Below are 26,004 nucleotides of genomic sequence, written 5' to 3'. Positions count from 1 at the left end.
GAAAAATGCTGCATGTGTCCATGATTGGGTGCGGTGCGATCGGCCGCGGCGTGCTTGAGCTGCTCAAGAGCGATCCCGACGTCGCCTTCGACGTGGTGATCGTGCCCGAGAGCGCGATGGACGAGGCCCGCGGCGCGCTCTCCGCGCTGGCGCCCAGCGCCCGCGTGGCCACGCACCTGGACGACCAGCGTCCCGACCTGCTGGTCGAGTGCGCTGGCCACCATGCGCTGGAAGAGCACATCGTGCCGGCGCTGGAGCGCGGCATCCCGTGCATGGTGGTGTCGGTGGGCGCGCTGTCCGAGCCCGGCATGGCCGAGCGGCTGGAGGCGGCGGCGCGCCGCGGCGGCACGCAGGTGCAGCTGCTGTCCGGCGCGATCGGCGCGATCGACGCGCTGGCCGCGGCCCGCGTCGGCGGGCTGGACGAAGTCATCTACACGGGCCGCAAGCCGGCGCGTGCGTGGGTTGGCACGCCGGCCGAGAAGCTGTTCGACCTGGATGCGCTGACCGAGACGACGGTGATCTTCGAAGGCACGGCGCGCGATGCCGCGCGCCTGTACCCGAAGAACGCCAACGTCGCCGCCACCGTGTCGCTGGCCGGCCTCGGGCTGGACCGCACGTCGGTGAAGCTGCTGGCCGATCCGCATGCGGTGGAGAACGTGCATCATGTGGAAGCGCGTGGGGCGTTCGGCGGGTTTGAGCTGACGATGCGCGGCAAGCCGCTGGCGGCGAATCCGAAGACTTCGGCGCTGACGGTGTTCAGCGTGGTGCGGGCGCTGGGGAATCGGGCGCACGCGGTTTCGATTTAAGGGACTGAGGCGCCAACGACCGCTGCGTGTTTGCTCCCCTCTCTCGCTTGCGGGAGAGGGGAGTCCCGCCGCAGCATGGGTGGGGGCATCGCAGCGAAACAACGCAGTAAGGCCGGCAGCACAGCACCGCAGGCAACGACAGACATAGCAGGCAACGACATGAACCCACAAGAAGTACTTCCCATCTGCATCGCAGGCGAATGGCGCCTCGGCACCGGCGACCGCTACGCCACGCGCTATCCCGCGACTGGCGAAGTCGTCGCCGAACTCAATGCCGCCAGCCTTGCCGACGTCGAAGAAGCAGTGCAGGGCGCGCAGCGCGCGTTCGAGACCAGCGGCTGGGCCCAGCGCAAGCCCCACGAGCGCGCCGCCGTGCTGTACCGCGTGGCCGAGCTGATCCGCGCACAAGCCGAGCCGCTGGCCCAGCGCCAGCGCCTCGACAACGGCAAGCCCATCAGCGAGACGCGCGCGCTGGTCGCCAGTGCCGCCGGCACCTTCCAGTTCTTTGCCGCTGCCTGCGAAACGCTGGAAGAAACCATCACGCCGCAGCGCGGCGACTGCCTGACCATGAGCGTGTACGAGCCGATGGGCGTGGTCGCGGCGATCACGCCGTGGAACTCGCCGATCGCCAGCGAGGCGCAGAAGATGGCGCCCGCGCTGGCCGCCGGCAACGCCGTGGTGGTCAAGCCCGCCGAAGTCACGCCGCTGATGGCACTGGAACTGGCGCGCATCTGCGAAGAAGCCGGCGTGCCCAAGGGCCTGATCAGCGTGCTGCCCGGCAAGGGTTCGGTGATCGGTGACGCCATCACCAAGCATCCGCTGGTGCGCCGCGTGTCGTTCACCGGCGGCACCACCACCGGCAAGCACATCGCGCATATCGCCGCCGACAAGATGATGCCGGTGTCGCTGGAGCTCGGCGGCAAGTCGCCGACCATGGTGTTCGACGACGCCGAACTCGACCACGCGGTCAACGGCGTGCTGTACGGCATCTTCAGCTCGTCGGGCGAATCGTGCATCGCGGGCTCGCGCCTGTTCGTGGCGCGTTCGCAATACGAGGCCTTCATGGACCGCCTGGCGCACGGGGCCGCGCAGTTGCGCGTGGGTGATCCCGCCGACGAGCGCACGCAGATGGGGCCGCTGATCACCGACCGCCACCGCGACAGCATCGAATCGTATGTCGCGACCGGCGTGCACGAAGGCGGCCAGCTTCGCACCGGCGGTTTGCGTCCCGACGTGGCCGGCCTGCCCAATGGCTACTTCTATACGCCGACCATCATCGAAGGCCTGGATAACAACGCCCGCATCTGCCAGGAAGAGATCTTTGGCCCGGTGCTGGTGGCGATCCCGTTCGACGACGAGGACGACCTGATCGAACAGGCCAACGACAGCGTCTACGCGCTGGCCGCCGGCATCTGGACGCGCGACTACAAGCGCGCCTGGCGCGTGGCACGTGCCGTGCAAGCGGGCAACGTGTGGATCAACACCTACAAGCAGTTCTCGATTGCGACGCCGTTCGGCGGCTGGCGCGACAGCGGCCTCGGCCGCGAGAAGGGACGGCTGGGCATCCTGCAGTACATGGAGCAGAAAAGCGTGTACTGGGGCCTGAACGAACAACCGCTGCCGTGGGCCAACCACTGAACCCGGCAGGCTGGAGAGAAGCAATGATCAAGGTATTGGGAATCGACGAGATCGTCTACGGCGCGGATGACTTTGACGCCTGCCGGGGCTTTTTCTCGGACTGGGGCCTGGCCATCAAGCGCGATGACGCGCAGGGCCTGGACTTCGAAACGCTGAACGGCTGCCGCGTGCTGGTGCGCCGCATCGACGATCCTTCGTTGCCGCCCGCGATCGAGGCCGGCCCGACGCTGCGCGAAGTGGTGTGGGGCGTCGAATCGCAGGCATCGCTCGATCATCTGGCCGGCGCGATCGCCGATGCGCCGGGCTTCATCAGGCAAGGCGAGGGCGACACGCTGCGCATCGGCTGCACGGACCCGAACGGCCTGGCCGTGCGCTTCCAGGTCACGCACAAGCATGACGTGCAGGTCGAATGCGCGCTGATGAACACGTGGAACGACAAGCCGCGCATGAACCAGCGCAGCCCGATCTACGACCACGCCACGCCGATCGAAGTCGGCCACGTGGTGTTCTTTGTGAAGGACGTCAAGGCCACCGAGCAGTTCTATGTGGAGAAGTTCGGTTTCGTGCCCTCTGACCGCTACCCGGACCGTGGCGCGTTCCTGCGCTGCACGGCGGACGGCGGCCACCATGACCTGTTCCTGCTGCAGCTGCCGGAACCGAAAAGCGGCCTGAACCATGTCGCCTTCACCGTGCGCGATATCCATGAAGTGTTCGGCGGCGGCATGCACGTCTCGCGCAAGGGCTGGGACACGCAGCTCGGCCCGGGCCGGCATCCGATTTCCTCGGCCTATTTCTGGTACTTCAAGAATCCCGCCGGCGGCCTGATTGAGTACTACGCCGATGAAGACCAGCTCGACGAACACTGGGAGCCGCGTGCCTTCGAACCGGGCCCGACCATGTTCGCCGAATGGGCGATCGAGGGCGGCATCGACGGCAACACCCGCCGCCAGAAGAACGCGGGCGGCCCGGCAGGCAAGTTCCTGACCGAGAAGCGGTAAGCAGAGAAGCGCAACAGAAGGAAGCAGCAATGAGTGCCCACCAGTCCCTGACCCTGCGCGTCCAGGCCATGCGCTACGAAGCGCGCGGCGTGGTCAGCATCGAACTGCAAGATCCCGAAGGGAAGACCCTGCCCGAGTACAGCCCGGGCGCCCACATCGACCTGCACCTGGGCAACGGCCTGGTGCGCAGCTACTCGCTGTGCGGCGCGCCGGAAGCGCGCAACCGCTACACCGTGGGCGTGCTGCTTGACCGCGGCAGCCGCGGCGGCTCGCGCTACGTGCACGAGCAGCTGCGCGTCGGCGCCACGCTGACGGTAGGCGCGCCGCGCAACAACTTCGAGCTGGACGAGAGCGCGGCGCACACCGTGCTCGTGGCCGGCGGCATCGGCGTCACGCCGATCGTCTGCATGGCGCGCCGGCTGGCGGAACTGGGCAAGTCGTTCACGCTGGTCTACTGCGCGCGTTCGCGCGCCGAGGCGGCGTTCGTCGAAACGCTGTCGGCCTACGGCGACGCGGTGCGCTTCCATTTCGACGACGAAGCGGGCGCGCCGCCGGACCTGAAGGCCATGCTGGGCGGTCAGGACGCGCAGACGCATTTCTACTGCTGCGGCCCCGGCCCGATGCTGAATGCGTTCGAGGCCGCGTGCGAGGCGCATGCCTATCCCAACGTCCATATCGAGCGCTTTGCCGCCGACCCGTCGACCGAGGCGGTGCAGGAAGGTGAGTTCGTGGTGCAGTTGTCGCGCACCGGCTCGCTGGTCAAGGTGCCGTCGGGCAAGTCGCTGCTCGATGCGCTGCTCGATTCCGGCGTGGAAGTCGAGTACAGCTGCCGCGAAGGCGTGTGCGGCTCGTGCGAGACCGCCGTGCTGGAAGGCTGCCCGGACCACCGCGACAGCGTGCTGAGCAACAGCGAGCGCGCCAGCAACAAGACCATGATGGTGTGCGTATCCGGGTGCAAGGGCAGCAAGCTGGTGCTGGATTTGTAATCCTGCCGCACACTCACTGAACACCGACGGTGTTCCCCTCTCCCCTCATGGGGAGAGGGCAGGGTGAGGGGTGGTTTGGCAAGGCACCACGCCGTTAGAGCCGCCGCCCCTCACCCCCGGCCCCTCTCCCGCAAGCGGGAGAGGGGAGCAAACCTCCCGCAAGCGGGCCGTCCCCAGAATCAACCGAGAAGTACCGTGTTCACCCAGAGACAAGACGCAGCGTCCCCCGGCGCACCGGTGGCCGCCACCGCAGGTATCGTGACCACGGCCGACAGTGCCGGCCAGGGCGCCGCCACGGCCACCGCCCGCAGCGGCCCGGTCACGCGCGGCAATATCGTCGCCCGCATCGAACGCATGCCGGGCAACGCCATGCATGTCCGCGCCCGGCTGCTGATCGGCCTGGCCACCTTCTTCGACGGCTTCGACGTCATCGCCATTGCCGCCACGCTGCCGCTGCTGATCGCGCAGTGGTCGCTGACGCCGATGCAGATTGGTGTCCTGATCGCGGCACCGTCGGTCGGCCAGCTGGTCGGGGCGCTGCTGTTCCCGGGGCTGGCCGAGCGCTTCGGCCGGCTGCGCTCGATCGGCTGGAGCGCGGGCATCATCGGCCTGATGAGCATTGCCTGCGGCCTGGCGCCGTCGTTCGAGATCTTCTTGCTGCTGCGCATCGTGCAGGGCCTGGGCCTCGGCGGCGAACTGCCGGTTGCCGCCACCTATATCAACGAAGTCACGCGCGCGCATGGCCGCGGGCGCTTCGTGCTGCTGTACGAGGTGGTGTTCCCGATCGGCCTGATGGTGTCCAACGGCGTCGGCGCCTGGCTGGTGCCGCACTACGGCTGGGAGGTGATGTACTTCATCGGCGGCGTGCCGCTGGTGCTGTTCTTCATCCTGAAGCGCGTGATTCCCGAATCGCCGCGCTGGCTGGCGGAGAAAGGCCGCCTGGAAGAAGCCGACGCCGCGCTGCGCGCGTTCGAGGCGCGCGCCAGGGCCCCGCTGCCGCCGCCGCAGAACGCCAGCGCCTACGACCGCATGACCCAGCACCCGCGCCGCCGCGTGCGCGACCTGGTCAGCAAGGCCTATCTGGGGCGCACCATCGCGGTGTGGATGCTGTGGGCGACCTGCGGCTTTATCCAGTACGGCCTGTCGACGTGGCTGCCCACGGTCTACAAGACCGTCTACCACGCGCCGCTGCAACTGGCGCTGAACCTCGCCGCGGGCGCTTCGGTGCTGGGCGTGGTCGGCTCGCTGGTGTGCGCGATGATCGTCGACAAGGTCGGCCGCAAGCCGGTGATCAACGTGTCCTTCCTGCTGTGCGCGCTGTCGCTGGTGCTGGCCGGCGTGTTCCACGCCTCGTCGGTGTACGTGGTGGCGACCTTCTGCGCGCTGGCGATGGGCTTCCTGGCGAGCGGCTTTATCACCGCGTACGTCTATACGCCCGAGCTGTATCCGACCAGCGTGCGCGCGATGGGCTGCGGGCTTGGTGGCGCCTGGCTGAAGCTGGCCGCAATCTTCGCGCCGACGCTGATCGCCGGCACCATCGGCAACGGCACGCTCAACGTGGCGTTCTTCGCGCTGGCCGTGGTCCCCGCATTGGCGGCGCTCACCGTTCACTTCTTCGGCATCGAGACCAAAGGGCAGGTGCTGGAGGAGCTGGAGGTCTGAACGGGCGCGTGCTCGTCCCGTTCATCTTTTGAAGGCTGCGCCGGGATCCGGGGCGGCCTTTTTCTTTTGCTGTGCGACCTGGCGCTGCGTTAGCCTTGCGCCCGCAGCAACTTGCGCAGCCCCAGGTAGACCGCCTCCCTTTCCTCCGGCGACAGCATCCGGATCACTTCCGCCTGGCCCTTGCGAGCCAGCGGCATCACCTGGTCGTGCAGCGCCGCCCCGGCTTCGGTGATGGCGCAGATCAGCTTCTTGCGCGGCGTGTTGCCGGCCGAAGTCAGCCGTACCAGCCCGCGGTCTTCCAGCAGCCGCAGCGTGCGGCTGACCAGTGCCTTGTCCGAGGTCGATTGCGTGACCAGCTCGGAGAAGGGCAGTTCTTTCGCATGCGCCAGCAGCGCCAGGATGCGCCACTCCGGCACGGTCAGGCCGAACTGCTCCGCGTAGGGCTTGGTAACGGTGCTGCGCAGCACCGTTACCAGCTGGCTCAGCATCGTAGTGAGGAAATTGTCGACGGTCAGGCCGTTGCCGGCCTCGTCGAGGTCGGTCCACGGGCTGGCGGTCAGGTCTGGCGCGGGCTGGCCCTGGGCGGGCGCGGCGTCACGGGGCATGCGGTCCTCTTCTCTGGTGTCTGCCGGCCAGGCTTGTCCGGGCCGGTGGGCGGCCAGATTGTCTCACAGGCGGCAGCGAGTCCGGCACCAATGTCTCGTCATTACCACCGGTGGAAAATCCATCGGCACGTATCAAAAGTCAATTGGTGATTTCAGTAAGTTGAGTTGTCAAAATTGGCGGCCTACAGTAGTCACGTTCCTGATGTGAACATACGTTTTGCTAATAAAACATCCGCAGAGATGTGATCCCCGAGCCAACCCTGTTTTCGCGGTGCGCACGACAGCCCACTCCAACGCCGCGAATGCGCCCCACAGGAACCGTTGATGAGACATGATCGCCCCCGCCGCCTTTTCCTTGCCGCCACTGCCATGGCAGCGCTCACACTTGCCGCGGGCAGCGCGGTGGCCGCGCCCTATCCGGCAAAGACCGTGACCATGGTCGTGGCCTATCCGCCGGGCGGCGATACCGACGCCATGGCGCGGCTGTACGCCGACAAGCTGTCCGCGCGCCTGAAGCAGCCGGTGATCGTCGAGAACCGACCGGGCGCAGGCGGCGTGGTCGGTGCCAGCTTTGTCAGCCGGGCGCCTGCCGACGGCTACACGCTGCTCTACACGCCGAACCCGTTCACGCTGGCACCGATGGTCCTCAAACTGGCGCCGGCGGCCAGCTACGACCCGCTGCACGGCTTCACGCCGGTGATCCAGACCGCGGTGCAGGCGGTGCTGCTGGTGGCCAACCCGGCCGCGGGCGTCAAGACCGTGCCGGAGATGATCGCGGCGGCCAGGGCGGGCAAGGCCTTTACCTATGGCAGCCCGGGTGCCGGGTCGCCGATGCACATCGCCGGCGAAATGCTGAACCGCGCCGCCGGCGTGAAGATCCAGCACGTGCCGTACAAGGGCGTGGCGCCGGCGGTCAATGACGTGGTGGCAGGGCATGTGAACTTCGCCTACGTCACGCTGGGGCCGGTGGCGCAGTACATCAACACCGGCCGGCTGATCCCGCTGGCGATCACGGACGCGAAGCGCTCGCCGCTCCTGCCCAACGTGCCGACGCTGGCCGAGCTTGGCTACAAGGACGTGGTGGTCGGCGCCTGGCATGGCGTGATGGCGCCCAGGGGCACGCCGCCGGAAGTGGTCAAGGTGCTGAACCAGCAGCTCAATGAAGTCATCCGCCTGCCCGACGTGGCCGAGAAGATGGCCACCTTCGGCGCCATCCCGGTGGGCGGCGCGCCAGCCGCGCTCGACAAGGTCAACGCGGGCGACTACGAGCGCCTGGGCAAGGTGATCCGCGATCTCGGCATCACCGCGGAGTGAGGGCAGCCAGCGCATTCATGCAACACGTAATTTGCCACACGACACGCAGGAGGCCGGCATGAGCAAGGCCATCGTGGGAACGTCCACGCCGCAGGTGACCGCGCGGGAAAAGGTCATGGGGCGCGCGCAGTATGCCGGCGACATCAAGCTGCCCGGCATGCTGCACGCCAAGGTATTGCGCAGCCCGCACCCGCATGCGCGCATCGTCGGCATCGACACCTCGGCGGCGCGCGCGCTGCCCGGCGTAAGGCTGGTGGTGACCGGGCACGACGTGCCCGCCCGCAACTGGGGACCGCACCGCAAGGAGCAGCGCATCCTGGCCTGCGGCGTGGTGCGCCACGTGGGCGAGGAAGTGGCGGCGGTGGTGGCCGTCAGCGACGAGGTGGCGCGCGATGCGCTGGACCTGATCCGCGTCGATTACGAACCGCTGCCGGCATTGCTGACGCCGGCGGCGGCGCTGGCCGAGGGCGCGCCGGAACTGCACGCCGGCACGCGCAATATCGGCCACGAAATGCGGATCGAGCGTGGCGACGTGGAAGCGGGCTTTGCCGTGGCCGCCGCCGTGTATGAGGCCACCTACGAAATGCATTCGCAGTACCCGGGCTACCTGGAGCCGATGGCCTCGGTCGCCGCGCAGGACGGCAATGGCCGGCTGACGCTGTGGGCCTCCACCCAATCCGTGTTCCTGGCGCGCATGCGGCTGGCCGAGGCGCTGGAGCGGCCGGTGTCGACCATCCGCGTGGTGCAGGCCACCACCGGCGGTGGCTTTGGCGCCAAGATCGTCGAGGAGAACAACAGCCTGATCTGTGCCTTCCTGGCCAGCAAGCTGGACCGGCCGGTGCGGCTCGTGAACAACCGGCTGGAGGACTTCCAGGGCGCGCGCGCCAGCGTGCCGATGACGGTGTGGTTGCGCATGGGCCTGTCCGCGGACGGCATGATCGTGGCCAAGGATGTGCGCATCACCGCCGAGTGCGGCGCGTATGCCGGCCTCGCCGGCGACGTGATGCACGTCACCGCCATGCGCAGCGACAACATGCACCAGGTGCAGAACGTGCGCTCGCACGCGGTGATGGCCTATACCAGCAATCCACCGCGCGGCGCGTTCCGCGGCTTCGGCGGGCAGCAGATGCAGTTCCCGCTGAACTGCCACCTGACCGTGCTCGCCGACATGCTCGGCATCGACCCGATCGAAGTGCACAAGCGCAATGCGATTCCCGCCGGCGCGACCAGCCTGCATGGCTGGAAGATCAGCAGCACCGGCATGCTCGAATGCCTGGAAATGACGCGCAAGGCGATCGGCTGGGACCAGAAGCGCTCCACCCGGAACTCCGCTGCGCGCGGCACCGGCACGCGCCGGCGTGGCGTTGGCATCGCGGCGGCGATGCACGTCAGCGGCAACCGCACGCTGGGCAACTGGGACGGCTCGACCATCCTGCTCAAGCTCAACGAAGACGGCCGCGTGATGCTGCAGACCAGCGAATGCGACATGGGGCAGGGCGCCAACACCATGCTCAGCCAGATCTGCGCGCAGGAACTGGGCATTCCGTTGTCGCACGTGACGGTGATGGTGCCAGATACCGATACCGCCCCGTTCTGCCTGGGCTCGCTGGCGTCGCGCGTGACCATCATTGCGGGCAACGCGGCGCTGCGCGCCGCGCGCGAGGCGCGGCACAAGCTGCTGGCGCTGGCCGCGGAGAAGCTGGGCGTCGCGGCCGAGCATCTGACGATTGCCGATGGCCGCATCGTTGCAACCGGGCAGCCTGACAAGTCCGCCACGCTGGCCGAGATCGCGCGGCTGCATATCTTCCGCCACGGCGGCGAAGGCATCCATGTGCGCGCCACCTATGACGCGCCTACCGTGATGCATGACGCCAGCTACTACGGCAACGTCGCGCCGTCGCACTCGTTCGCGGCGCAGGCAGTCGAGGTGGAAGTCGACACCTGCACCGGCCAGGTCACCGTGATCGACAGCTTTGTCGCCGACGACTGCGGCAAGGCCATCAACCCGCTCGCGGTGCATGGCCAGACCCATGGCGCCACCGTGCAGGCGATCGGCTGGGCCCTGTATGAAAACCTGCACTACGAGGAAGGCCGCCTGATGAACGGCAACTTTGCCGACTACACCATGCCCACTGCCGACGCGGTGCCGATGCTGCGCACCGATGTGGTCGAATCGAACGATCCCAACGGGCCGTATGGCGCCAAGGGTGCCAGCGAGACTGCGATCCTGCCGGGCGCGGCTGCGATCGCCAATGCCGTGTTCGATGCGGTGGGCGTGCGCATCCAGTCGCTGCCGATCACGCCGGAGAAGGTGCTGGCGGGGTTGCGTGCATTGCAGCAGCGGGACGCGGAGGTCGCCCATGCGTGATTTCGAGTTTCTGGAGCCGGCGTCGTTGGCCGAAGCCAGCCGCATGCTGGCCGACCTTGGCGACAGCTGCCGCGTCTTTGCCGGCGGCACCGCGCTGATGCTCGGCATGCGGCAGCGCATGCTGACGCCCAGCCACCTGGTGTCGCTGGGCCGGCTGGACGCCCTGCGCGGCATCGGCTTCGATGCCCGCGACGGACTGCGCATCGGCGCGCTGACGCTGCATGCCGAGGTGGCGCGTTCACCGCTGGTGCAGGCGCATTACCCGATGCTGGCCAGCATGGCCGCGCGCGTCGCCAACCCGCAGGTGCGCAACCAGGGCACCATCGGCGGCAATCTCTGCTACGCCGATCCGGCGACCGATCCGCCGGGCTGCCTGATGGCGCTGGGGGCGCAGGTCGTGGTCAGCGGCAGCGGCGGCGAGCGAGTGATCCCCATTGAAGACTTCCTGGTCGACTACTACGTGACCGCGCTGGCGCCCGACGAGGTGGTCACGCAGATCCGCCTGCCCGCGCCGGGCGCGGGCGCCGACGGCCGCTACGCGCGCTTCCTGCGCACCGCCGCCGAGCACCGGCCGCTGGCCAGCGTGGCGCTGGCGGTGCGCCGCGAAGGCGCGTTCTGCGTGGAGGCCCGTCTGGCAGTGGGCGCGTCGACGCCGGTCCCGGCACGCCTGCGCCGCGCCGAAGCGTTGCTCGCGGGCAAGACCGTGACGTCTGAACTGGCCGCCGAGGCGGCCGCCATCGTCGCCATGGATATCAATGCGGTCTCGGACATGCGCGGCTCGGATGCGTACCGCCGCGAGATGGTGCGCGTGGTCGCGCGCCGCACCATTGCCGGGCTGTTCGGCGTGGCCCCGGAGTAAGGAATCGCCATGAACAAAGTCAGTATCGAACTCACCGTCAATGGTGAAGAACACCAGGTCGAGGTGCCGGCCCGGCGCCTGCTTTCCGACCTGCTGCGCGACGACCTCAACCTGACCGGCACCAAGCGCGGCTGCGAGACCGGCATCTGCGGCGCCTGCTCCGTGCTGGTCGACGGCGAGGTGGTCAAGTCCTGCCTGATGCTTGCCGTGCAGGTGCGCGGGCGCCACGTGATGACAGTGGAGGGGCTGGCCGCCGACGGCCAGCTGCATTCGCTGCAGCAGTGCTTCATGGACAACGGCGGGCTGCAGTGCGGCTATTGCACGCCCGGCTTCCTGATGGCGTCGTGCGCGCTGCTTGCCAACAATCCCAACCCGACGGAAGACGAAGTCCGCCACGGCCTGAACGGCAACCTGTGCCGCTGCACCGGCTATGTGGGCATCGTCGAATCCGTGCTGTCCGCCGCGGAGAAAATGCGTGGAAATTGAAAAGACCCTTGTGACCGCGGCGCCGCCGGCGCGCGTGTGGGAGCTGCTGCTCGATCCCAACGTGATGGGCGCCTGCGTGCCCGGCATGGAATCGATCGAGGTCCTGAGCGATGTCGAGTACATCGCGCATATGGCGGTGAAGATCGCCTTCATCAACGCGCGCTTCCGGCTGCATACGAAGATTGTGGAGACCCGTGCGCCGCATTACCTGCGCACCGAGGGTACCGGCGAGGACGCATCGGTGGCGAGTTCGCTGCGCCAGTCCAGCGAGATCTTCCTGACCGGACAGGAAGATGGCTCGACGCAGTTGCGCATCAGGGTGCAGGTGGATGTGCTGGGGCGGCTTGGCACGTTCGGGCTGAGCGTGATGAAGACCAAGGCGGATCGGATGTGGGATGAGTTTGGGGCCAACCTGTTGGCGCGGCTGTCGCCGCAGGGGCAATCACAAACGCAATCACAACCGCAAGCGGTAGCCAAGCCGCAGCCGTCCTCGCCAGTGCGCTCGCAATCCTGCACCGCGCCTGCCGCAAATGGCCATGCGGTGCTGCCGTCGCCGGCGCCCGGCCTGGTTGCGCGGCTGCTCGGGCGTGGCGGTGCCGCACGCGGGCCGCTGAGCGATATTTGTGTGGAGTTGCGGCGTCGCGACGAGACGATCGTGGTGCGATGGCCTGCGGCGCAGGGGGAGCAGTGTGCGGCTTGGTTGCGGGAGTATTTGCGGTGAAGCTTGTTTGTTTGGTTTGCTGGGGCTGCGGCTGGCATCTGGTGGATATTTGATATGCCCGGTTCCGCCCTAAAGGGCGGGTAACTCTTTGTCCGAGCGACAAAGAGTCACCAGAAAGCGCGTTTACTGCCCTGCGGGCGGCCACTCTTATCGTAGCGTGCGAGGGCTCACGTACGGGGCTGGGCTTCCTCACATAGCGCGACTGCCTGCCGCAAGGGTGCACCACGGCGGCGAAATTGACATGCTGGTTGAACGAGCCCAGAAGGTTTGGGGGCCCCTGCTGTTGACGGCAACGCAGGAACGCCTACGGCTGCGCTGCGCGCCGGCAGCATCTCAGGTCGGGGGCCCGGGCACGGAATGCGTCGCTGCGCTCGCTTGGTGCTATCGCTGACGAGCCCGCAGGCCTGTCCCTTCCCGCTTGTTTGCTCCCCTCTCCCGCTTGCGGGAGAGGGCCGGGGGAGAGGGCCGGCGCCTCAACGAAGGGTTGCACGTCAATTCCACAAGCCCGCCCCCCCAAAGAAGGGTCTTCGTCCGCAGAACAGGTACCCTATCGCTTTCAGGCGTGATATATGAAAGCGTCACGCCAAGACCGAAACCTGCAGAGACAGACCATGACCACCGATACGCCGCAAGAGGACGACAAGGACAGCGGCCAGGACAAATACATCGTGCCCGGCCTGGAGCGCGGCCTGCGGCTGCTGGGCGAGTTCAGCAGCCGCGAGCGCACCCTGTCCGCCGCCGACCTGGCGCGCCGCCTCAAGGTGCCGCGCTCGACCGTGTTCCGGCTGCTGGCCACGCTGGAAATGATGGGCTTTGTCGAGCGCACCGATGGCGGGCGCGAATTCCGCCTGGGCATGGCGGTGCTGCGGCTCGGTTTTGATTACCTGGCCTCGCTGGAACTGACCGAACTGGGCCGGCCGCTGCTCGACCGGCTGCGAGACGAGATCCACTACCCGTGCAACCTGGTGGTGCGCGACGGGCGCTCGATCGTCTACGTGGCCAAGTCGGTGCCGGCGCGGCCGTTCGCCAGCACGGTCAACGTCGGCACGCGGCTGCCGGCGCATGCAACCGTGCTGGGCCGGGTGCTGCTGGAAGACCTGACGCTGGAAGAACTGCGCGCGCTGTATCCGGAAGACCGGCTCGAAGTGTATTCCGAGAGTACCCCGCGCACGGTCCAGGAGCTGTACGAAATGGTCCAGCGCGACCGCGAGCGTGGCTACGTGCTGCAGGAAGGCTTCTTCGAGGCCAGCATCTCGACCATCGCGGCGCCGGTGCGCGACCGCACCGGCAAGGTGGTGGCGGCGCTCGGTGCCACCATTCCCGCCGCGCGCATCGAACCCGACCAGCTGGATGGCATGGTCGAGAAAGTCAGGCAGGCGGCGGCGGAGCTGTCGCGTCTGCTCGACTACCGTCCGGTCATGCCGAAACCGTTTGTATGAGGCAGCAACATGCAGCAACTCAGGCTATCGAAGCGTTCGGCGCGCTGGCGCCAATGGCTGGGTGCGGCCATGGTCCTGGCCGCAGCCATGTCCGGGCAGACAGCGCAGGCGGCCAGCTGCGCCAGCGTGCGCATCGTGGTGCCGTTTCCCGCCGGTGGCCCGGCCGACCAGCTGGCGCGCACGCTTGCGCACGGCCTGCAGCAGAAGCGCGGCACGCCCTTCGTGGTCGACAACAAGCCTGGCGCCAACGGCAATATCGGCATCGACACCGTGCGGCGCGCGCCTGGCGACGGCTGCACGCTGCTGGTCGCGCCGGCCGGCAACCTCACCATCAATCCCACGCTGATGCCGGCGCTGACGTACAACGTCGAACGCGATTTTCGCGCGGTGTCGCTGCTGGCGGGCTCGCCCAACGTGCTCGCGGTGCATCCGTCGGTCAGGGCGAACAGCGTGCAGGAACTGGTGAAACTGGCGCAGCAGGCCGACAAGCGCGGCAAGCCGCTGGGCTACGCCAGCCCCGGTGTCGGCAGCGGGCTGCACCTGGCTGGCGAGCTGTTCCGCCACAAGGCCGGCATTGCGCTGCTGCACGTGCCATACAAGGGCACCACGCAAGCGCTCAACGACGTGGTCGGTGGCCAGGTGCCGATGCTGTTCGGCACCTGGCCGACACTGGCGCCGTTCATCCAGTCGGGCCAGTTGCGCGCGCTGGCCGTGACGCAGGCCAGGCGCTCGCCGGCGGCACCGGGCGTGCCGTCGCTGGCGGAGCAGGGCGTGCCCGGCATCGATGTCAGTTCGTGGTATGCGCTGCTGGTGCCCAGGGCCACGCCGCAGCAGGCGGCGGATGCGCTAAGCGCTGACGTACGCGCCTTGCTGGCTACGCCGGCAGTGCGCGCGGAACTGCAGCGCCAGGGCATGGAACCGGCCGGCAGCACGCCGCAGGCGCTCGATGCGCGCATCCGCCAGGAAACCGCGTCATGGGCGAAGCTGATCCGCGAGTACGGGATTACCGCGGAATAGAGGAGACAGCGGGGGCAGACAGCGGGGGCAGACAGCGGGGGCGGACGGCGGCAAACGTTGGCGCTCGGCGCGAGCCGTTGGCACTCAGCGCTGGCGCTCAGGGCGGTAACCCAGCAGCGCCGACAGGTCGCGCGCCGCCGCCCTGACTTCCTTCTCCACGTGTTCTCGCAGCGTGCCGTCGTGCTCGAAACGCTGCTGCGGCCCCGCCACGCTCAGGGCGGCGACGACTTCGCCATCGGCGCCGCGCACCGGTGCCGCGCACGAATCGATCCCGGGTTCGTAGGCCGAAAAACTCCAGGCGCAGTCGCGCTCGCGGTCGGCGGCAAGGATATCTGCCAGGCGTGCATGGGTAGCCGGGCTCTGGCCGGTCACGGTCGGCAGCGGGTCCGGGCCCAGCAACTCCCTCAGTGTTTCCGGCGGCAGGCCGGCAATCAGCATGCGGCCAGGCGTGGTCAGATGCGCCGGTACGCGGCTGCCGACCTGGATATTGCTGACCAGCGTGGCCGCCGGCATGTGGCGCAGCAGGTAGAGCGCATGGCCGCCGTCGCGCACCACCAGGTATGCGGACAGCTGCAGCGAACCGCTCAGCCTTGCCAGCACGCGCGCGGCCAGGCTGGTCAGGTCGTTCGATGCCAGCACGCGCGACGCGAGCTTGAGGAAATTGAAGCCGACCTGGTGGCCGCCATGCGGCAGGCGTTCGACCATGCCTTCATGCTCAAGCGTGTCCAGCAGCCGCATCACGGTGACGCGGTTCACGTCGATGCGGCGACCGACCTCGCTCAGGTTGGCTGTTGAGCCGCCTTCGGCGATATAGCGCAGCAGGCGCAGGCCGCGGATCACCGGCGAGACCAGCTGGGCTTCGCGGGCGTCTTCGGTTTCGGCGCTGTCGTCGGGGTCGGTTTCGGTCGGCGGGCGGGACTTGGGCATCTTCGGATGGGGCTGGCAATGAAAACGGCCGCGCAGGCGGCCGTGCCGGGGGAACGAAGCGGGGCGCTAGCCCAGCGCCACGTTCCAGGCGTCGTAATCGTACACCCAGTCGGCATTGCCGCCTTCCTTGAGCCAAGCATTGCTGCGCGAGCCGATCTGGATGCGGCTGGTGCGCTCGTGGCGCGCGGACTGGTAGCGGGCCAGCGCCGCGGGCACGGCGGCAGCGCCATCCTTCGCCGCATCAGCCAGGCAGCGCGCCAGCACCACGCCATCCTCGATCGCCATGCCGGCGCCCTGCGCCATGAACGGCATCATCGGATGGCAGGCATCGCCCAGCAGCGTGACCGGCCCGCGCGACCATTGCGGCAGCGGGTCGCGCACGTACAGCGCGGAAATCAGCACCTCGTCGCAGGCATCGAGCAGCGCGCGCGCCTCCGGATGGAAGCCGGCATAAGCGCTGCGCAATTCCTCCACGCGGCCCGGCGTGGTCCACGACTCGTGCCGCCATGTTTCCTGCGCCACGGTGGCAAAGGTAAAGATGTCGCGGCCGCGGTTGAGCGGGAAGGTGACGATCTGCGTGGCGGCATCCGGACCCCACCACTTGGTGAAGGCGCCAAGGTTTGGCACGCCGGCCAGCTTTTCGGCGGGCACCACGGCGCGGTACGCCACCACGCCGGTAAAGATCGGGCTTTCCTGGCCGAGCAGCGCGGTGCGCACCGTGGAATGGATGCCGTCGGCGCCGACCAGCACGTCGACGCGCTCCTCCGTGCCATTGGCAAAGCGCAGCGTGGCGCCGCCAGCGTCCGGCGCGATGGCCACGGCCTTGTGACCCAGGCGCACGTTCGTGGCGGGCACCGCGGCCTCGAGCGCGGTCATCAGGTCGGCGCGATGCATGGTGAGCTGCGGGGCGCCGTAGCGGCGCTCGGCGTCTTCCTGCATCGGCAGGCGCGAGGTTTCCGCGCCGGTATCCCATGTGCGGCTGATCCGGTGCGAAGGCCGTGCCGCGGTCTCGCGCAGCGCGTCGCCGACGCCCAGGCCACCCAGCGCGCGCACCGCGTTGGGTGTCAGGTTGATGTCCGCGCCGACGCGGGCAAAACGCGGCGCCTGCTCATAAACCACTGCGTCGAGGCCGAGCTTGCGCAGCGCGATGGCCGCGGCCAGTCCGCCAATGCCGGCGCCGTTGATGCCGATCTTCAAAGTCATGTTGCCGTTCCGGTAACGCCAGCGAGGCGTTCCGGAACGGTGGGGCGCGCGCTGACTTGTTATGTTCATAAATGAACGATATGTTCATAAAAAGTCTATGCGTGCGAGGGATCAGGCGTCAACCAAGGGTTAACGCGTAGTGGGGAGCTATTCCGGTCGTCCGAAGGCCTGCGGCATGGCCGTGGCTCCCTGTCGTTGGCCGCCACCTTGCCGCGGCGGAACGGATGGCGCGCCATGCTCAACCCTCCACCGGCAGCGTCGCGATCGCATACGCGTGGCGCAGCGTGCGGCCCAGCACCGGGTCTTCCAGCTCTATCTCGAAACGCTGCGCCGGGCGGATGCCGCCGATGGCCGGCAGCGTGCCGCACAGCATCGCCGAGCCCTCGCCGAAGCTGCCGCCGTGCCCGGCAAAGCGGTCGAGCAGGTCGGCCGGCGAGCGCATCGCCGTCACCGCGCCTTGCTGGTACAGCACGCGCTCGCCGTCGATGGTGGCGTACGAGCGCAGCACGAGCTGGTCCCAGTGGCCCTCCACCTCAGCCAGCTTCCACAGCGTCTGCGCGCAGGGCTTCTCGCACATCTGCTTGGACACGGTGATGCCGTAGGTCTCCGCCTCGCGGTCGGTGTGGTCCGAGGCGATGCCCACCAGGATCTCGCCGCCGTCGTTGACGAGCAGGAATTCCGCTTCGCCGCTGCTGGCCTCGCCGCTGACCTGGATCTCCGGCGCGGCGCCCAGCCGTTCGGCGGCAACGCGGTAGAACACTGGCGTGTAGGGCGGCCGCTTCACGCCAAGCTCTTCCAGTTCGCGGATATGGGCTTCCATGGCCTCGACGTCGCGGCCGGTCCATCCCGCCACCACCAGCTGGCGGATGGCGACGGCGCGTTGCGACTTGCCCTGGCGGCTGTCGATATTGAAGGTAAGGGTCTTCATGTTCGGGGGCTCTCTGTGCGGGGAAGGGGCGGCCGGCGTCAGCGCCGGCCGCATGGTGGGGCAGGCCTACTTCCTGACCAGCGGGCAGGCGCTGGCGCTGAGCGGGCGGAATGCTTCGCTGGCCGGGATCACGCTCTTGATCTTGTAGTAGTCCCACGGACGCTTCGATTCCTGCGGCCGCTTGACCTCGACCAGGTACATGTCGTGCACCATCAGGCCGTCGGCGCGAATGGTGCCGTTGGTCGCGAAGAAGTCGTTGACCGGCGTGGCGCGCATTTTGGCGAGCACCGCGTCGCTGTCGTCGGTGCGCGCGGTTTGGATCGCCTTCAGGTAGTGCATGGTCGACGAATACACGCCGGCATGGACCAGCGTCGGCATCTTGCCGGTCTTGGCGAAGAAGCGCTGCGACCATGCGCGCGTGGCGTCGTCGCGGTCCCAGTAGAACGAAGTCGTCAGCGTCATGCCCTGCGCGGCTTGCAGCCCGAGGCTGTGGATGTCGCTGATAAACATGTGCAGGCCCGCCAGCCGCTGCTTGCCGCTGCCGTTGATGCCGAAGTCCGCCGCGGTCTTGATCGCGTTGACGGTATCGGCGCCGGCATTTGCGAGCCCGATCACGCGGGCGCCGGAGGCCTGCCCCTGCAGCAGGTACGATGACAGGTCGGGGGAGTTGATCGGATGCTTCGCCTTGCCCTTGAGCGTGCCGCCGACGCTCGACAGCGCCGCGGTGCCGTCCTTCTCCAGCGAGGCGCCCAGGGCGTAGTCGACGGTCAGGAAGTACCAGCTGTTGTCGCCGCGGCGGGTCAGCGCCTTGACCGTGTTGGCGGCGAAGGCGTAGGTGTCGTAAGAGTACTGGATGGTGTAGGGAGAGCAGTCCTCGTTGCTGAGCCGCGTGGTGCCGGCGCCGCTGGCGATGACGATCTTGTGCTTGAGCTTGCCCAGGTTGGACACGGCCAGCGCCACCGACGACGGCAGCGCATCCTGGATGACATCGACCTTCTGGTTGTCGAACCACCCTCGCGCCAGCGTGGCGGCCACGTCGGTCTTGTTCTGGTGGTCGGCGCTGACCACCTGCACGGGCGCGCCGAGCACCTTGCCGCCGAAGTCGTCGACAGCCATCTGCGCGGCGATCACCGAGCCCTTGCCGCCGATGTCGGAAAAGATGGACGACATGTCGGTGAGCACGCCGATCTTGACGACGCCGTCGCTGATAGGGACAGGGTCGGCCGCCACGGCGGTTCCCGAGATGAGGGTGGCACAGGCGAGCGCGGTCGCGCCGATACGGATATCAGGCATGTTGTCTCCTTGGGTCTTTCTAGGAATAGTGAGTACTGCTCTGGTCGCGGTTACCTGTGCGCCTGCCGTAGCGCCGTTTCCACGCTCATACCGATCGCCAGCAGCCTGCGGTCGGCGCCGTGCCGGCTGAACAGCATCAATCCCACCGGCGCTTCGCCGGGGCGGTGGCAGGGAACCGACAGCGCGCACAGGTCGAGCATGTTGGCGATGGCCGGATTGCGCAGCAGCAGGCGATTGGTGGCGAAGAAGGCGTCGTCGTTATCGAGGTCGGCGAGGTCGGCAATGAGCGGCGCCACGATCGGCACGGTCGGCAGCACCACGGCGTCGAAGCCCGCCAGTTCGGCATCTGCCTGCCGGCACAGCGCGGCACGGCGCTCGCGCATGCGCAGGTAGTCGGCCGCGAGCTGCCCGTCGGCCAGCCGGATGCGCGACAGCACGCGCGGGTCGTAGCGGTCCGCGTATGCCGCCATCAGCTTGCCGTGCCAGGCGCTGGCCTCGGCGGCCACCAGCCCGCCGCCGTGACCGAGTTCGCCGAGCTGGCCCCAGCTGTCGAAGTCCACGTCCTGCAGCAGCGCGCCGGCGGCGGAAAGCCGGCGCAGGGCATCGCTGAACGCCTGCGCGACCACATAGTCGATCCCGTCCAGCACCATTCCGCCGGGCACGGCCAGGCGCAGGCCGGCGAGGCTGGCCGGCGCCGCGGGCGGCACTTCGCCGGCCATCACCGCGTCGACCGCGGCGCAGCACGCGACGGTATTGGCGAGGCAGCCGACCGAATCGTAGCTGGGCGACAGCGGCACGGCGCCCTGAAGCGGCACCCGGCTCGCGGTGGGCTTGAAGCCGACGATGCCGCACAGCGCCGCCGGGATGCGGCACGAGCCGCCGGTGTCCGAACCGATCGCGGCGAGCGCCATGCCGTCGCTCACCGAGACCGCCGCGCCGGACGACGAGCCGCCCGGAATGCGCCCGGCCTGCCGGTCGAACGGGTTGCGCGGCGTGCCGTAGTGTGGGTTGATGCCGACGCCGGAATAGGCGAACTCGGTCATGTTGGTCCGGCCGACGGAGACGGCGCCCGCGGCGCGCAGCCGCGCAATGGCCGGGGCATCGGCGCTGGCGGCGCGCTCGGGCAGCACCTTTGCGCCGGCGCGGGTGACATCGCCCTGCACGTCGAACAGGTCCTTCACAGACACCGGCACCCCGGCCAGGGCGCCGGCCACGCCCTGTTCGCGCAGCATGTCGCTGGCTTGCGCCTGCTTGCGCGCGGCCATGCTGACGCCGTGCGGGAAGACGCGCGCGCCTTCGCCGCCCGGATTGCAGATGCGTTCGACACACGAGGCCAGCAGGGACAGCGCATTGGCGCTGCCGTCGGCGAGCTGGCGCTTTGCGGCGGCTAGGGTGGCTTCCATGATCAAGCCGGGTCGTAGTAGTGGATTTCCAGCAGCATGCAGCCGCCGTCGGAGCGGAACGGACCGTGGAAGGCGCCGGGCGGCCGGCAGGCGTACGTGTTGGGCTCGAAGGCTTCGCCGCCGTTGCCGTTCGCATCGTTGCCGACCGTCAGGTCGCCGCTGAGCAGGTACACCTCCTCCCAGTACTCGTGGACGAACGGCGCCTTGGTGAAGATGCCCGCATCGAAGCGCAGCAGGCGGGTCCGGCTGCCGCGGCGGCCGCTTTCATCCAGCGCGCCGGACAGGATCTTCTGCTGGATGCCGGCGGGATAGCCTTCCGGCACTTCCCAGCCGGAGGAGAGGTCCAGGGTATGGAACTCGTCGTGAAGTTTGTTGATTGCCATGCTGATCTCCGTTATCGAGGCAATGATGGGGAGCGGGGCGGGTCTCGCTGCGCTCAGGCGGCCTGCGGCAGACGGGCCAGTTCGTCTTGCAGGGAATAGCTACCGAGCATGTTGTCGACCAGGCCCGACGCGCGTTTCCAGTCGTAGGTGCGGTAGGCGTGGCCCTTGGTGACGAAGCTCGCGCCGGCGTAGAACATCTCGTACTGGTTGTGCCGCGAGGCAAACTCGGAGCCGACTGCGTCCCACGCGAGCTTGAAGAACTTGACGCGCTCCTCCGGGCTGCAGACCGGCGACTTCTGCGTCCTGGCGATGATGTCGGCCAGCGTGGGGTTGGCGAAATCCTCGATGCTGGAGGGCAGCATGATCATGCCGCCGCCGGCCAGCTCGCGCAGCGTGTTCAGCACCTTGGCGTAGAGCTGCTGCGTCACCACCTGCGAGCCGTACAGCATGCCGCGGTCGGGGATGAAATAGCCGTTCTGGTTGACCTGGCCCTTGGCTTCCATGCCGTAGACCCAGGCCTCGACCATGCCCGCCTCGGCGGCGAGCTGGCCCAGCAGTTCCTTGACCTGCGGGAAGCCCGCGGTGCCGTTGATCTCGGTGATGCGATGCGCCAGGCCGACCAGGAAGCGCAGCTTGACCATCAGCCGCACCTGGCACTGGTAGTTCTGGTAGACGTGCGCCGGCGTGGCATGGAATTGCTTCGCGCACATGGCGACGTCGCCCGCGACGAAGATCCGGTCCCAGGGCACCTTGACGTCGTCGAAGTAGAGCACCGCATCGTTCTCGTCGAAGCGGCTGGCCAGCGGATTGTCGAAGACCGAGGTGGCGCTGGCTTCGTACGACTTGCGCGACATCACCTTCAGGCCCTTGCTGTTCATGGGCACCGCGAAGGACAGCGCATACATCTCGTCGCCCTCGCGCAGCGGCTGGATGCAGCTGCAGAAGACCTCGTTGGCCATAATGCCGCTGGTGGCGAGCATCTTGGCGCCGCGCACCGTGATGCCTTCCGCGTCCTGGTCGACGATGCCCACCGCCAGGTACTTGTCTTCCTGCTCATGCGCCGCCTTGGCCTGGTTGGCCTGCGGGTTGACGATCACATAGGTGAGGAACAGGTCGTTGTCGCGGGCGTAGCGGTAGTAGTCGCGCAACGCGCCGGCGCGCGCCGGATCGGCCTGCTCGAGCACGTCGATGCCCATGTACATGCCGGAGATGCACGACGCGACATGGTCGGGCGAGCGGCCCATGAAGCCGTAGTGCAGCGCGGTCCAGGCTTCCAGCATCTCGCGGCGCTCGACCAGTTCGTTGTAGCTGCCGGGCAGCTGCCAGATGCGGCTGACGCGCCGGTCGCTGCCTTCCGGCCGGAACGTCATCCTGTCGGCGTTCTCGGGACGCGCCTGGAAGTCGTACAGATTGGCGTAGCTGCGGATCGAGTTGCGGAAGGCGGGGTGCACCGTGACGTCGGTGACGCGCTTGCCATCCAGGTACACTTCGCGCCCATCGCGCAGCATGGCGATGTGCTGGGTGCCGGTCTTGATCATGTCGTTCTCCTGTGCTGACTGCTTGTGTTGTTGGATTCAGGCGGCGGCAGGGCTGTCTTCCAGCGCCCGGTACTTGCCGCCAAAGAAGATCAGCGGCCGGCCGTCGTGGCGGGCCTGGTGACGAACCACCCGCCCGATGAAGATCACGTGGTCGCCGCCGTCATGCATCGCGAAGGGCTCGCACTCGAACGTCGCCAGCGTGTCCGGCAGCAGCACGTGGCTGTCGCCGCGGTTGCCCTGGCCGCCGAAGTCGATGCCCTCCCACTTGCCGGAGTTCGCACGGGCGAAGCGGTTCGAGATATCCTGTTGCGCCTCGGCCAGCACGTTGACCGCATAGCGCGGCGCGCTGCGCAGGTCGTCCAGGCTCAGGCAGCGGCGATCGACCGAGAACAGCACCAGCGGCGGATCCAGCGATACCGAGTTGAACGACGCCACCGTGATGCCGACCGGGACCTCGCCGGCACGCGGCGCCGTGATCACGGCGACGCCCGTTGCGAACATGGCCAGCGCGTTGCGGAAACGGCGCTGCGCGTCGGCGTCCAGTACGACGCCCCGATCGACAGATGACTCAGCCATCACGACTCCTACGCATGTTTGGGCAACCGATCCGGCTGCCGCAGTTTGTTTTGGTAGTTAACTTTGTAAGTTAGGTTTTATTGAATGCTAACAAATTGCGGTATTCAAGTTGGTGGAAACCCTAGGAAGCAGGTTTCTCAGGTTCGCAGCGTCGTTGCGTGAATGCCGGAAAGCCTTGTGGTACAACGGTTTGCGGGAGACGTGGGAAACGAGGCGGGCGTTGCGCAGGCCCGTTCGACAGCACGAAGCAACCCTATTGCCAGCATGGCGCCTGCGCGTCGGCGCGCTGCCCGGTGCTAGACTCGGCCGCACTTTCCCTGACCAGCGGGTTTGCGCGGGTTCGCTTTCCCCCCGGTCGTACTCCCTCCGCAGCCAGGAATGCGCCCCATGCAAAACCAGCAAGACAACCTCCCCATCTACATGGACTACAGCGCGACGACGCCGGTGGACCTCCGCGTCGTCGACAAGATGGTGCCGTTCCTGCACCAGCAGTTCGGCAACCCGGCGTCGCGCAGCCACAGCTACGGCTGGCAGGCGGAAGCGGCCGTGGAAACGGCGCGTGCGCACGTCGCGGCGCTGCTCAATGCCGACCCGCGCGAGATCGTCTGGACCTCCGGCGCCACCGAGGGGAACAACCTCGCGATCAAGGGCGCGGCGCACTTCTATCGCGGCAAGGGCAATCACATCATCACGGTCAAGACCGAGCACAAGGCCGTGCTCGATACCTGCCGCGAACTGGAGCGCCAGGGCTTCGAGGTGACGTATCTCGATGTGGGACCCGACGGCCTGATCGACCTCGATGTCCTGCGCGCGGCGGTGCGGCCGGACACCATCCTGGTGTCGGTGATGATGGTCAACAACGAGATCGGCGTGATCCAGCCGGTTGCGCGGATCGGCGAGATCTGTCGCGCGGCGGGCATCGTGTTCCACTGTGATGCGGTGCAGGCCGCGGGCAAGATCCCGATTGACCTGGCGGCGCTGAAGATCGACCTGCTGACCGTGACCGCGCACAAGGTCTACGGGCCCAAGGGCATCGGCGCCCTGTACGTGCGCCGCAAGCCGCGCATCCGGCTGGAGGCGCAGATCCATGGCGGCGGCCACGAGCGCGGCATGCGTTCCGGCACGCTGCCGACGCACCAGATCGTGGGCATGGGCGAAGCCTTCCGGCTGGCGCGGCTGGAACTGGAAGAGGAGGGGGGCCGTGTCGGGGCGCTGCGCGACCGGCTGCTTGCGGGCCTGTCGCGGCTGGACGAGGTCTACGTCAACGGCAGCCTCGAACACCGCATCCCGCACAACCTGAACATCAGCTTCAACTATGTCGAGGGCGAGTCGCTGATCATGGGCATCAAGGACGTGGCGGTGTCTTCGGGATCGGCCTGCACCTCGGCATCGCTGGAGCCGTCGTTCGTGCTGCGCGCGCTGGGCCGCAGCGACGAACTCGCGCACAGCTCGATCCGCTTTACGCTGGGCCGCTACACCACCGAGACGGAAGTCGATGAAGTCATCCGGCAGGTCAGTGCGACGGTGTCAAAACTGCGCGAACTCAGCCCTTTGTGGGAGATGCATCAGGAGGGCATCGATGTCGGCACGGTGCAATGGGCCGCGCATTGACGGCGGCGTGCCGCTAGCCTTTCAGGCGGCGCGCCTGCAGGTGCTCCAGGTCGAGCGCGGCACGGTCGCCGTTGGCGACGAGGCGGTCGACCACCGAGCACAGCACCTTGAATTCGGTGCGGGTGACGCCGTCGAACAGCACGTCGTTGATCTGCTGCTGCACCGGCAGCAGTTCATTGAGCAGCTTGCTGCCCGCCGTGGTGATGGTCAGGCGCATCTTGCGCTTGTCGTCGGGATGCGCCTTCTTGTCGATCAGGCCGAGCTTCTTCAGCTTTCCGGTCTCGATGGTGATGAACGGCCCGCTCAGGTGCAGGTGGTCGGCCAGCTGGTTCACCGTCACCTCGCCCTGCTGCGACAGGTGGGCGATCGAGCGGATCAGCGAATATTGCACGCCGGTCAGCCCGACCAGGTTGCCAAAGCCGTCCCGCACCGACAGCAGCCGCGCCGCAAACGGCAGCAGGCCATTGACGAGGTGCCGGAATTCGCGGTCCGAGCCATCGATCAGGCAAGCCGGATGCGTGATGGTCAGGGTCTTGTTTGCAGGAGTCGTAGCCATCGGCGGATTGTTCGATTAGCTTGTAACGCAAGCTTTGTGCCAAATTCTACCAAACTCGCCGGACGGCCTGCCGTGCTGTCCGGCCTCTCCTTTTGCGCCAACGCGCTGACTCCATGAATCCGATCCCCCTACCCGAAGCCCAGGCGCTGCTGGCCCGCTATGTCGAGGCCAAGGACAACAACCGTCCCGCGCTGATCCACGAGGCATTCGCAACGGATGCCACGCTGACCTTCTCCATCGATACGGACACCATCAGCTTTCCGGCACAGACGGAAGGCGCCGCGGCGATCGCGGCGACGCTGGTGACTGACTTCGCCAAGACCTTCGACCGCTGCCGGACCTACTACGTTGGCGACCTGTCGCCGGCGGCGGATGGAACCACACTGACGGTCCCGTGGCTGGTACTGATGCGCGAGACGGCGGCGCACACCTTGCGCGCGGGGAAGGGCGTCTACCGCTGGGGCTTTGCCCGGCAGCCGGATGGGACGTTCCGCATCGGCAGCCTGCACATCCATATCGCGCGGATGGACGTGGTGCCGGATGCCGGCGCGGCCATGCTGGCTGCCTTGCAGGCTGCGCTGCCGTACCCGTGGCTGCCGTCGCAGACGCTGCAGGTGGCGGTTCAAGCCCAGGCATCGGCTGATGCCAGGCTGGCGTTCATGAAAGAATTTGTCTAAGGGCTGCCGG

At 67.7% G+C, this 26,004-nt stretch carries 24 protein-coding genes; 14 read left to right on the top strand and 10 right to left on the bottom strand.

Translation table 11 applies throughout. The features are described 5' to 3' along the window. Positions 1 to 5: 5 nt before the first annotated feature. The 5 genes from J8I34_RS17790 (at position 6) to J8I34_RS17770 (ending at position 6,090) form a co-directional block, all read left to right on the top strand. Positions 6 to 806 (top strand): aspartate dehydrogenase, encoded by an 801-nt coding sequence (locus J8I34_RS17790; protein ID WP_209775314.1) that lies wholly within the window; start codon positions 6 to 8, stop codon positions 804 to 806. A gap of 159 nt (positions 807 to 965) precedes the next feature. Then, on the top strand, positions 966 to 2,444 hold the full coding sequence (locus J8I34_RS17785) for an aldehyde dehydrogenase (RefSeq protein WP_209775313.1): 1,479 nt from the start codon (positions 966 to 968) through the stop codon (positions 2,442 to 2,444). Positions 2,445 to 2,467: 23 nt separating this feature from the next. Next, positions 2,468 to 3,442: a VOC family protein gene (locus tag J8I34_RS17780; RefSeq protein ID WP_029047254.1), complete on the top strand. Its 975-nt coding sequence runs from the start codon at positions 2,468 to 2,470 to the stop codon at positions 3,440 to 3,442. A 29-nt stretch (positions 3,443 to 3,471) separates the two neighbouring features. After that, positions 3,472 to 4,428: a PDR/VanB family oxidoreductase gene (locus J8I34_RS17775; RefSeq protein WP_209775312.1), complete on the top strand. Its 957-nt coding sequence runs from the start codon at positions 3,472 to 3,474 to the stop codon at positions 4,426 to 4,428. A 237-nt stretch (positions 4,429 to 4,665) separates the two neighbouring features. Further along, positions 4,666 to 6,090, top strand: a complete 1,425-nt coding sequence (locus J8I34_RS17770) for an MFS transporter (RefSeq protein ID WP_371748096.1) — start codon at positions 4,666 to 4,668, stop codon at positions 6,088 to 6,090. Positions 6,091 to 6,179: 89 nt separating this feature from the next. On the opposite strand, the gene J8I34_RS17765 is transcribed toward J8I34_RS17770, so the two are convergent. Beyond that, positions 6,180 to 6,695 carry a MarR family winged helix-turn-helix transcriptional regulator gene (locus J8I34_RS17765; RefSeq protein ID WP_029047252.1) on the bottom strand — a complete coding sequence of 172 codons (516 nt, stop codon included), beginning with the start codon at positions 6,693 to 6,695 and terminating at the stop codon, positions 6,180 to 6,182. A gap of 369 nt (positions 6,696 to 7,064) precedes the next feature. On the opposite strand from J8I34_RS17765, the gene J8I34_RS17760 reads away from it, so the two are divergent. From J8I34_RS17760 to J8I34_RS17730, 7 genes are all read left to right on the top strand, one after another. Continuing rightward, the gene (locus tag J8I34_RS17760) at positions 7,065 to 8,009 is read left to right on the top strand and encodes a Bug family tripartite tricarboxylate transporter substrate binding protein (protein ID WP_245175989.1); all 945 of its coding nucleotides are present in this window, start codon (positions 7,065 to 7,067) and stop codon (positions 8,007 to 8,009) included. Between the two features lie 58 nt (positions 8,010 to 8,067). Beyond that, on the top strand, positions 8,068 to 10,377 hold the full coding sequence (locus J8I34_RS17755; protein ID WP_209806609.1) for a xanthine dehydrogenase family protein molybdopterin-binding subunit: 2,310 nt from the start codon (positions 8,068 to 8,070) through the stop codon (positions 10,375 to 10,377). Beyond that, positions 10,370 to 11,236, top strand: coding sequence for an FAD binding domain-containing protein (locus J8I34_RS17750; protein WP_209806607.1), 867 nt, complete (start codon positions 10,370 to 10,372; stop codon positions 11,234 to 11,236). The genes J8I34_RS17755 and J8I34_RS17750 overlap by 8 nt, the downstream gene beginning before the upstream one ends. Before the next feature lie 9 nt (positions 11,237 to 11,245). Continuing rightward, positions 11,246 to 11,722: a (2Fe-2S)-binding protein gene (locus tag J8I34_RS17745; protein WP_209806605.1), complete on the top strand. Its 477-nt coding sequence runs from the start codon at positions 11,246 to 11,248 to the stop codon at positions 11,720 to 11,722. After that, positions 11,712 to 12,443 (top strand): SRPBCC family protein, encoded by a 732-nt coding sequence (locus tag J8I34_RS17740; RefSeq protein WP_029047247.1) that lies wholly within the window; start codon positions 11,712 to 11,714, stop codon positions 12,441 to 12,443. Before J8I34_RS17745 ends, J8I34_RS17740 begins: the two co-directional genes overlap by 11 nt. A 611-nt stretch (positions 12,444 to 13,054) precedes the next feature. Next, positions 13,055 to 13,882: an IclR family transcriptional regulator gene (locus J8I34_RS17735; protein ID WP_209806603.1), complete on the top strand. Its 828-nt coding sequence runs from the start codon at positions 13,055 to 13,057 to the stop codon at positions 13,880 to 13,882. A gap of 9 nt (positions 13,883 to 13,891) precedes the next feature. After that, positions 13,892 to 14,899 carry a Bug family tripartite tricarboxylate transporter substrate binding protein gene (locus tag J8I34_RS17730; protein WP_209806601.1) on the top strand — a complete coding sequence of 336 codons (1,008 nt, stop codon included), beginning with the start codon at positions 13,892 to 13,894 and terminating at the stop codon, positions 14,897 to 14,899. 84 nt (positions 14,900 to 14,983) lie between these two features. Here J8I34_RS17730 and J8I34_RS17725 read toward each other — a convergent pair whose 3' ends face one another. The 8 genes from J8I34_RS17725 to J8I34_RS17690 all read right to left on the bottom strand — a co-directional run bounded on the left by J8I34_RS17725 (position 14,984) and on the right by J8I34_RS17690 (position 23,150). Next, the gene (locus J8I34_RS17725; protein WP_209806599.1) at positions 14,984 to 15,826 is read right to left on the bottom strand and encodes an IclR family transcriptional regulator; all 843 of its coding nucleotides are present in this window, start codon (positions 15,824 to 15,826) and stop codon (positions 14,984 to 14,986) included. Positions 15,827 to 15,892: 66 nt separating this feature from the next. Next, positions 15,893 to 17,029 (bottom strand): FAD-dependent monooxygenase, encoded by a 1,137-nt coding sequence (locus J8I34_RS17720; RefSeq protein WP_209806598.1) that lies wholly within the window; start codon positions 17,027 to 17,029, stop codon positions 15,893 to 15,895. A 238-nt stretch (positions 17,030 to 17,267) separates the two neighbouring features. After that, positions 17,268 to 17,957, bottom strand: a complete 690-nt coding sequence (locus J8I34_RS17715) for a DUF2848 domain-containing protein (protein WP_209806596.1) — start codon at positions 17,955 to 17,957, stop codon at positions 17,268 to 17,270. A 66-nt stretch (positions 17,958 to 18,023) separates the two neighbouring features. Continuing rightward, positions 18,024 to 19,250: an ABC transporter substrate-binding protein gene (locus J8I34_RS17710; RefSeq protein WP_209806595.1), complete on the bottom strand. Its 1,227-nt coding sequence runs from the start codon at positions 19,248 to 19,250 to the stop codon at positions 18,024 to 18,026. 50 nt (positions 19,251 to 19,300) lie between these two features. After that, positions 19,301 to 20,653: an amidase gene (locus tag J8I34_RS17705; protein ID WP_209806593.1), complete on the bottom strand. Its 1,353-nt coding sequence runs from the start codon at positions 20,651 to 20,653 to the stop codon at positions 19,301 to 19,303. Positions 20,654 to 20,655: 2 nt separating this feature from the next. Continuing rightward, positions 20,656 to 21,036 (bottom strand): cupin domain-containing protein, encoded by a 381-nt coding sequence (locus J8I34_RS17700; protein WP_029047239.1) that lies wholly within the window; start codon positions 21,034 to 21,036, stop codon positions 20,656 to 20,658. Between the two features lie 53 nt (positions 21,037 to 21,089). Continuing rightward, positions 21,090 to 22,574 (bottom strand): 4-hydroxyphenylacetate 3-hydroxylase family protein, encoded by a 1,485-nt coding sequence (locus J8I34_RS17695; RefSeq protein WP_209806592.1) that lies wholly within the window; start codon positions 22,572 to 22,574, stop codon positions 21,090 to 21,092. Between the two features lie 36 nt (positions 22,575 to 22,610). Next, positions 22,611 to 23,150 carry a flavin reductase family protein gene (locus tag J8I34_RS17690; RefSeq protein ID WP_209806590.1) on the bottom strand — a complete coding sequence of 180 codons (540 nt, stop codon included), beginning with the start codon at positions 23,148 to 23,150 and terminating at the stop codon, positions 22,611 to 22,613. 387 nt (positions 23,151 to 23,537) lie between these two features. Here J8I34_RS17690 and J8I34_RS17685 point away from each other — a divergent pair, with 387 nt between their 5' ends. Beyond that, on the top strand, positions 23,538 to 24,761 hold the full coding sequence (locus J8I34_RS17685) for an IscS subfamily cysteine desulfurase (protein ID WP_209806589.1): 1,224 nt from the start codon (positions 23,538 to 23,540) through the stop codon (positions 24,759 to 24,761). Between the two features lie 13 nt (positions 24,762 to 24,774). On the opposite strand, the gene J8I34_RS17680 is transcribed toward J8I34_RS17685, so the two are convergent. After that, positions 24,775 to 25,317 (bottom strand): MarR family winged helix-turn-helix transcriptional regulator, encoded by a 543-nt coding sequence (locus J8I34_RS17680; protein ID WP_029047235.1) that lies wholly within the window; start codon positions 25,315 to 25,317, stop codon positions 24,775 to 24,777. 113 nt (positions 25,318 to 25,430) lie between these two features. On the opposite strand from J8I34_RS17680, the gene J8I34_RS17675 reads away from it, so the two are divergent. Further along, on the top strand, positions 25,431 to 25,994 hold the full coding sequence (locus J8I34_RS17675) for a nuclear transport factor 2 family protein (protein WP_209806588.1): 564 nt from the start codon (positions 25,431 to 25,433) through the stop codon (positions 25,992 to 25,994). The last annotated feature ends 10 nt before the right edge of the window (positions 25,995 to 26,004 follow it).

It is taken from the genome of Cupriavidus phytohabitans (assembly GCF_017815025.1).
In the GTDB taxonomy this organism is placed as follows: domain Bacteria; phylum Pseudomonadota; class Gammaproteobacteria; order Burkholderiales; family Burkholderiaceae; genus Cupriavidus.
This window is presented reverse-complemented; position numbering and strand designations above follow the sequence as displayed.

Coding starts and splice junctions, on each gene's coding strand:
- J8I34_RS17790 (WP_209775314.1), top strand. CDS start 6: ATGCTGCATGTGTCCATGATTGGGTGCGGTGCGATCGGCCGCGGCGTG.
- J8I34_RS17785 (WP_209775313.1), top strand. CDS start 966: ATGAACCCACAAGAAGTACTTCCCATCTGCATCGCAGGCGAATGGCGC.
- J8I34_RS17780 (WP_029047254.1), top strand. CDS start 2,468: ATGATCAAGGTATTGGGAATCGACGAGATCGTCTACGGCGCGGATGAC.
- J8I34_RS17775 (WP_209775312.1), top strand. CDS start 3,472: ATGAGTGCCCACCAGTCCCTGACCCTGCGCGTCCAGGCCATGCGCTAC.
- J8I34_RS17765 (WP_029047252.1), bottom strand. CDS start 6,695: ATGCCCCGTGACGCCGCGCCCGCCCAGGGCCAGCCCGCGCCAGACCTG.
- J8I34_RS17760 (WP_245175989.1), top strand. CDS start 7,065: ATGGCAGCGCTCACACTTGCCGCGGGCAGCGCGGTGGCCGCGCCCTAT.
- J8I34_RS17755 (WP_209806609.1), top strand. CDS start 8,068: ATGAGCAAGGCCATCGTGGGAACGTCCACGCCGCAGGTGACCGCGCGG.
- J8I34_RS17750 (WP_209806607.1), top strand. CDS start 10,370: ATGCGTGATTTCGAGTTTCTGGAGCCGGCGTCGTTGGCCGAAGCCAGC.
- J8I34_RS17745 (WP_209806605.1), top strand. CDS start 11,246: ATGAACAAAGTCAGTATCGAACTCACCGTCAATGGTGAAGAACACCAG.
- J8I34_RS17735 (WP_209806603.1), top strand. CDS start 13,055: ATGACCACCGATACGCCGCAAGAGGACGACAAGGACAGCGGCCAGGAC.
- J8I34_RS17730 (WP_209806601.1), top strand. CDS start 13,892: ATGCAGCAACTCAGGCTATCGAAGCGTTCGGCGCGCTGGCGCCAATGG.
- J8I34_RS17725 (WP_209806599.1), bottom strand. CDS start 15,826: ATGCCCAAGTCCCGCCCGCCGACCGAAACCGACCCCGACGACAGCGCC.
- J8I34_RS17720 (WP_209806598.1), bottom strand. CDS start 17,029: ATGACTTTGAAGATCGGCATCAACGGCGCCGGCATTGGCGGACTGGCC.
- J8I34_RS17715 (WP_209806596.1), bottom strand. CDS start 17,957: ATGAAGACCCTTACCTTCAATATCGACAGCCGCCAGGGCAAGTCGCAA.
- J8I34_RS17710 (WP_209806595.1), bottom strand. CDS start 19,250: ATGCCTGATATCCGTATCGGCGCGACCGCGCTCGCCTGTGCCACCCTC.
- J8I34_RS17705 (WP_209806593.1), bottom strand. CDS start 20,653: ATGGAAGCCACCCTAGCCGCCGCAAAGCGCCAGCTCGCCGACGGCAGC.
- J8I34_RS17700 (WP_029047239.1), bottom strand. CDS start 21,036: ATGGCAATCAACAAACTTCACGACGAGTTCCATACCCTGGACCTCTCC.
- J8I34_RS17695 (WP_209806592.1), bottom strand. CDS start 22,574: ATGATCAAGACCGGCACCCAGCACATCGCCATGCTGCGCGATGGGCGC.
- J8I34_RS17690 (WP_209806590.1), bottom strand. CDS start 23,150: ATGGCTGAGTCATCTGTCGATCGGGGCGTCGTACTGGACGCCGACGCG.
- J8I34_RS17685 (WP_209806589.1), top strand. CDS start 23,538: ATGCAAAACCAGCAAGACAACCTCCCCATCTACATGGACTACAGCGCG.
- J8I34_RS17680 (WP_029047235.1), bottom strand. CDS start 25,317: ATGGCTACGACTCCTGCAAACAAGACCCTGACCATCACGCATCCGGCT.
- J8I34_RS17675 (WP_209806588.1), top strand. CDS start 25,431: ATGAATCCGATCCCCCTACCCGAAGCCCAGGCGCTGCTGGCCCGCTAT.